Here is a 5297-nt window from a genome sequence, read left to right as displayed (position 1 = left end):
ACTGGGCGATAAGGAGGTCGGGCAATTTAGCGACGAATTGGTGGTTAGTTGCGCGCCCTAGCTCGATAGATATTTCGCTGAAAAGGCCCGCAATACCACTATTCGACGTTTAGGTGATTCGAAACGGCGGAAATTTAATAGGTCTATAGACTCCGATACGACTTCGGTCGCCCCCAAGCCCTAGCCTTAATCCGCCTCAAACTTCAAACGGATGTTCCAGCACAATGGTTTCGTTGCGGTCCGGACCGGTGGATAAAATCGTTACCTTGACGCCAACCAACTCTTCGATGCGCGCAATATACGTTTTGGCATTCGCCGGCAACTGCTCGTATTCGGTAATGCCGGCGGTACTGCCGCTCCAGCCCGGCATTTCTTCGATCACCGCTTCGCAGGCCGCGTATTGATCGGCACCGAGCGGCGCGGTGTCGGTGACGACGCCGTCGATCTTGTAGGCGGTACAAATACCGATCTTGTCCAGACCGTCCAATACGTCCAACTTGGTCAGACAGATGCCGGTCAGGCTGTTCAGTTGCGCGGACTTACGCATCGACACCGCGTCGAACCAACCGCAGCGGCGTTTGCGACCGGTGGTCGCGCCAAACTCATGGCCTTTAACGCCCAAATGATCGCCGTAGTCGTCCAGCAATTCGGTCGGAAATGGGCCGTTGCCGACGCGGGTTGAATAAGCCTTGGTGATACCCAACACGTAATCCAGCGCCAGCGGGCCAACGCCGCTACCGGTGGCCGCGCCGCCCGCCGTGGTGTTCGACGAGGTCACGTAGGGATAGGTGCCGTGGTCGATGTCCAGCAACGCGCCTTGCGCGCCTTCGAACAACACGTTATGGCCTTGGGCTTGATGGGCGTACAACGCCTCGCCGACATCGGTCAGCATCGGCTTAATCACGTCGCCCAAGCGCAAAGTGTCGGCCAACAGCGCGTCGTAATCGACCGGCTCGGCGCCATAATACTGAACCAGCATGAAATTATGGAAATCCACCAGTTCCTTCAGACGCGCGGCGAATTCATCCCTATTGCGCAGATCGCCGGCTCGCAGACCGCGCCGCGCCACTTTATCTTCGTACGCCGGGCCGATACCTCGACCGGTAGTGCCGATGGCTTTGTCGCCCCTGGCCTTTTCGCGGGCTTGGTCGATCGCCACATGGATAGGCAGAATCAACGCGCAGGCCTCGCTGATTTGTAGCCGGTTTTTCACCGGAATGCCGGACTTTTCCAAAATTTCGATTTCCTTGAGCAAGGCTTCCATGCTGAGCACGACGCCATTGCCGATCAAACACTGCACGCCCTCCCGCAGCACGCCCGACGGTATCAGGTGCAGCACGGTTTTTTCGCCGTTGATCACCAAGGTGTGGCCGGCATTGTGTCCGCCCTGAAACCGAACGACGGCGGCGGCCTGCTCGGTCAACAGATCGACTAGTTTACCCTTACCTTCATCGCCCCACTGCGTGCCGATGACAACAACATTTTTTCCCATAACTTTTTCTAACCTTAAGCCAATGATTTAACGACCCAGCGCTGAGCCTGTTTTTCCAAAATCGCGTTGCAACCCATGTCTTCGGCCCCGCCCTGCTGCCCCGGCAGTTGCTGAATCACCCGAACACCGGATGCCCGTAAATCGCGAACGCTCTCGCGCAGATCGGCATCCTCGCAATAGGGGGCGAAAACCGTCCGCGCCGGCGTATCGGCGCCAACGTCGTAAAACGTCGCCAGTACCTTCAAATCAGCGCTAAAACCGGTCGCGGCCCGCGCCCGGCCAAACACCTGCCCGACATTGTCATAGCGTCCGCCCCGAGCAATTTCCCGCCCCAACGACGGCACGAAAGCGGCGAATACGATGCCGGTATGGTAATGGTAGCCGCGTAGTTCGGCCAAATCGAAGCTGAGAGACAAGGCCGGATAGTCGCGGCGCAAGCGATCGGCTATCCCGCGCAAATCCGCCAGTGCCGCGGCCAAAATGCCGTTAGCGTCGATACCGGCCAGCAGTGCCGCGGCTTTATCGAGCACATCCTGGCTGCCGTTCAGTTTAGGTAGCGCGTTAAAAATGGTTTTAAATCCGTCGCCGACCGGAAAGCGTTCGACCAATTCGCCCAGTTCGGCGCCAGCCTTGCGTTGCAACACATCGAACAATTCCGCTTCTTGCGCCAAATTCAAGCCGGCCAGCTCGACCAAGCCCCGATATATCGAAACATGGCCCAAATCCAGATGTACGTTTTGGATACCGCTGATCGCCAACATTTCCAACATCAATTGTATCGCTTCGTAGTCGCTCTCAAGTCCGGAGTGGCCGTACAACTCGGCGCCGATTTGCATCGGGCTGCGGCTTTTTTCCAGCGGATCGCCTACCGCATGCAGTACGGTACCGGCGTAGCACAGCCGGTTGGGCCAGGGATGTTGCAAATGGTGAGCGTCGATCCGGGCAACCTGCGGCGTCATATCCGCCCGTACCCCGAGCGTCTCGCCGCTCAACGGATCGGTTAGTTTAAAAGTTTGCGACTCCAGGTCGTGGGCGGAACCGGTTAGCAAGGAGCGGAGAAAATCCACGAACGGCGGAATCACCAAGCGATACCCCCACGCGGCGAAGGTATCGAGTAGCTTGGCCCTCAGCCTCTCCAGATGTTCGGCCTGTTCCGGCAATACTTCGCCGATGCCCTCGGGCAGCAGCCAGGTGTCTTTGTTTTGCATGTCGTGTGTTCCAGTTACAGCAAACGCCCCGCATAGCGGGGCGTTATCGGCTTGCCGAACTCGGCGGCAACTATTTTTGAGTTTTGAAGTATTTGAAGAAATCCGAACTCGGTTCCAACACCATCACATTGCCCGGCTTACCCAAGCTTTCCTTGTAGGCGATCAGGCTACGGTAAAACGCGAAAAACTCGCTATCTTCGCCGTAAGCCTTGGCAAAAGTTTCGGCGGCTCTGGCGTCGCCTTCGCCACGCAATATCTCGGAGTCGCGATAGGCGTTGGCCAGAATGATCTCTCGCTGCTTGTCGGCGTCGGCTCGGATCCGCTCGGCGGCCTCGGAACCTTGCGAACGAAATTCGCGCGCCACCCTGGCCCGTTCCGCTTCCATCCGTTGATAGACCGACGAACTCACCTCGTTCGGCAGATCAATCCGCTTCACTTGAACGTCGACGATATTGATGCCCAATTTAGCGGCATGAGGCGAGACGTTGGTAATCAGGGCTTCCCGAATCGCGCTACGGTCGCTGGAAACCAGCTGCCGGATGTCGCGTTTGCTGAACTCGCTACGAAACGCATCCTTGATGATCTGATCCAAGCGGATGTTGGCTTGGTTTACGTCACCGGCCACCGTGGTGTAAAAAGTTTTCACGTCGCCGATGCGCCATTTGACGAAGGAGTCGACGATGACGTTTTTCTTTTCCGCGGTCAAAAAACGTTCCGGCGTGGAATCCATGGTCAGAATACGCGCGTCGAATTTCTTGACGTTATTGATGAACGGCAGCTTGAAATGCAAGCCGGGTTGAAAATCGGCACCGACGATTTCGCCAAGCTGGAATTTAATCACCCGCTCGGTTTCGGCGACTGTAAACACCGACAACGACAACACGACGATCAGCGCGCCGAGCGCGACTATAACCTTATTTCCCATCGTAACGTCCTCTCACATCGCGTTCGCGGCTGTTAATCCGCACATCGGTTTTGGATTCCTTGACCGTCGGCAAGGTCGGTTGAGCGGCGACCGGCTCATGGTTCGTAACCGGCTCTGGCGCCGCTTCGGCGCGACCGACACCCAGCTTGTCCAACGGCAAGTACATAACGTTGCCGCCGTCCTTGACGTCCACCAACACGTTGTTGGCGCGTCCCAAGACTTGCTCCATCGTTTCGATATACATCCGTTGTTTGGTAACGCCGGGCGCTTTTTTGTACTCGGCGAGCAGTTGCGAAAAGCGGCTGACATCGCCGTTGGCCTTGGCAATGACTTTTTCCTTATAACCCTCGGATTCCTGTACGATACGAGAAGCAGCGCCACGGGCCTTGGGGACCACGTCATTGGCGTAGGCTTCGGCCTCGTTGATCAAACGTTGTTTGTCTTCGCGAGCTTTGATTGCGTCTTCAAAAGCGCCCTGCACTTGCTCGGGCGGTTGAGCGTCCTGCAAATTGACGCTGGTAATCAAAATACCGGTGCGGTAGGCGTCCATCACCGATTGAATCTCGCTCTTGATTTCCTGAACAATTTCGCTGCGGCCTTCAGTCAATACGAAATCCATATCGCTGCGGCCGATCACGCCGCGCTGCACGCTTTCGGTGACTTGCTTCAGAGTCGAAGCGGGATCCAGTACGTTAAAGGCATAATCCTTGGCGTCCTTAACCTGATATTGAACCGCCAGCCGGACATCGACGATGTTTTCGTCCTTGGTCAGCATCATCGCTTCCTTGGGTACCGAACCCATGGCCTGACCGCCACCCGAACGATAACCGACCTCGATAAAGCGTTGTTGCTCAACGTTGATGACTTGTACTTGCTCTATCGGTGCCGGCACGTGCCAGTTCAAACCGGGTTGCGACGTACTGACATAGGCGCCAAAACGCGTCACGACGCCGCGGGTACCCTCGTCAACCGTATAAAAACCGCTCAGACCCCAGAATATCAACGCGCCGCCGGCAACCCAAGCCGCACCGCGCATCGAAGAGCCCGAGGTGCGGTTGCCGCCGCCGTTGGATCCGCCGCCAAACAGAGCGCCCAGTTTTTCCTGCAGGTTGCGCACAACCTCGTCCAGATCGGGAGGACTGTTTTGGTCGTTGCGACCACTCCAGGGGTCTTTTTTATCACCGCCGGGCTCATTCCAAGACATACTAAGTGCTCCAAAAATTGGATTTGAGAACTTTAAATCCGCATACCGTCGAACCAATTTGTCCCGGCCGATTCAACTCGAAAAAACCGGAATCAACAAGGCAAAGAACGCGGCATTCTATCGTAAATCACTCTGACCGGGACAACTAAGTCAGAACGGCGCGGCAAATTTTTCCGATGCGAGGTTGCACATCAGGCCATTTCCGTTGGGTTAGAGGTGTCGATACCCCTTAGCAAACCCAGATGCTTTTGATCGATCTCCAAGGTCAATTCGCAATCGCCGACTTCGTTGCAAACCTCGTCGAGTATCCGAACATAACCAAACAGTTTGGCTTTAATGCCGGCCTGAGCAGCCGGCAGGTAACACTTTCTAACCACCTTGCTACTGGCAAATAATTCGCACAACGCTTGCAATAGCAGCTCGCAACCCTGTCCGGTCCGCGCGCTGATCCAAACCGCGATTGGCTTG

4 protein-coding genes and 1 pseudogene are annotated in these 5297 nt (G+C 56.2%); all 5 read right to left on the bottom strand.

Annotation, left to right across the window (positions count from 1 at the left end; genetic code table 11):
• Positions 1-196 precede the first annotated feature (196 nt).
• Positions 197-1492 (bottom strand): adenylosuccinate synthase, encoded by a 1296-nt coding sequence (locus tag AC3B8H_RS18220; RefSeq protein ID WP_488442963.1) that lies wholly within the window; start codon positions 1490-1492, stop codon positions 197-199.
• Between the two features lie 14 nt (positions 1493-1506).
• Positions 1507-2700, bottom strand: a complete 1194-nt coding sequence (locus tag AC3B8H_RS18215) for an ATP phosphoribosyltransferase regulatory subunit (protein WP_488442962.1) — start codon at positions 2698-2700, stop codon at positions 1507-1509.
• 70 nt (positions 2701-2770) lie between these two features.
• The gene (hflC, locus tag AC3B8H_RS18210) at positions 2771-3625 is read right to left on the bottom strand and encodes a protease modulator HflC (RefSeq protein WP_488442961.1); all 855 of its coding nucleotides are present in this window, start codon (positions 3623-3625) and stop codon (positions 2771-2773) included.
• Positions 3615-4829, bottom strand: coding sequence for an FtsH protease activity modulator HflK (hflK, locus tag AC3B8H_RS18205; protein WP_488442960.1), 1215 nt, complete (start codon positions 4827-4829; stop codon positions 3615-3617). The genes hflC and hflK overlap by 11 nt, the downstream gene beginning before the upstream one ends.
• Before the next feature lie 191 nt (positions 4830-5020).
• Positions 5021-5297 (bottom strand): annotated as a pseudogene (locus tag AC3B8H_RS18200) (GTPase HflX); the annotation flags it as partial.

Source organism: Methylomonas sp. BG-2 (genome assembly GCF_057766305.1).
This window is presented reverse-complemented; position numbering and strand designations above follow the sequence as displayed.

What these genes read in the sequence shown, in the direction of transcription:
- AC3B8H_RS18220 (WP_488442963.1), bottom strand. Translation starts at nt 1,492, where the DNA reads ATGGGAAAAAATGTTGTTGTCATCGGCACGCAGTGGGGCGATGAAGGT.
- AC3B8H_RS18215 (WP_488442962.1), bottom strand. Translation starts at nt 2,700, where the DNA reads ATGCAAAACAAAGACACCTGGCTGCTGCCCGAGGGCATCGGCGAAGTA.
- hflC (WP_488442961.1), bottom strand. Translation starts at nt 3,625, where the DNA reads ATGGGAAATAAGGTTATAGTCGCGCTCGGCGCGCTGATCGTCGTGTTG.
- hflK (WP_488442960.1), bottom strand. Translation starts at nt 4,829, where the DNA reads ATGTCTTGGAATGAGCCCGGCGGTGATAAAAAAGACCCCTGGAGTGGT.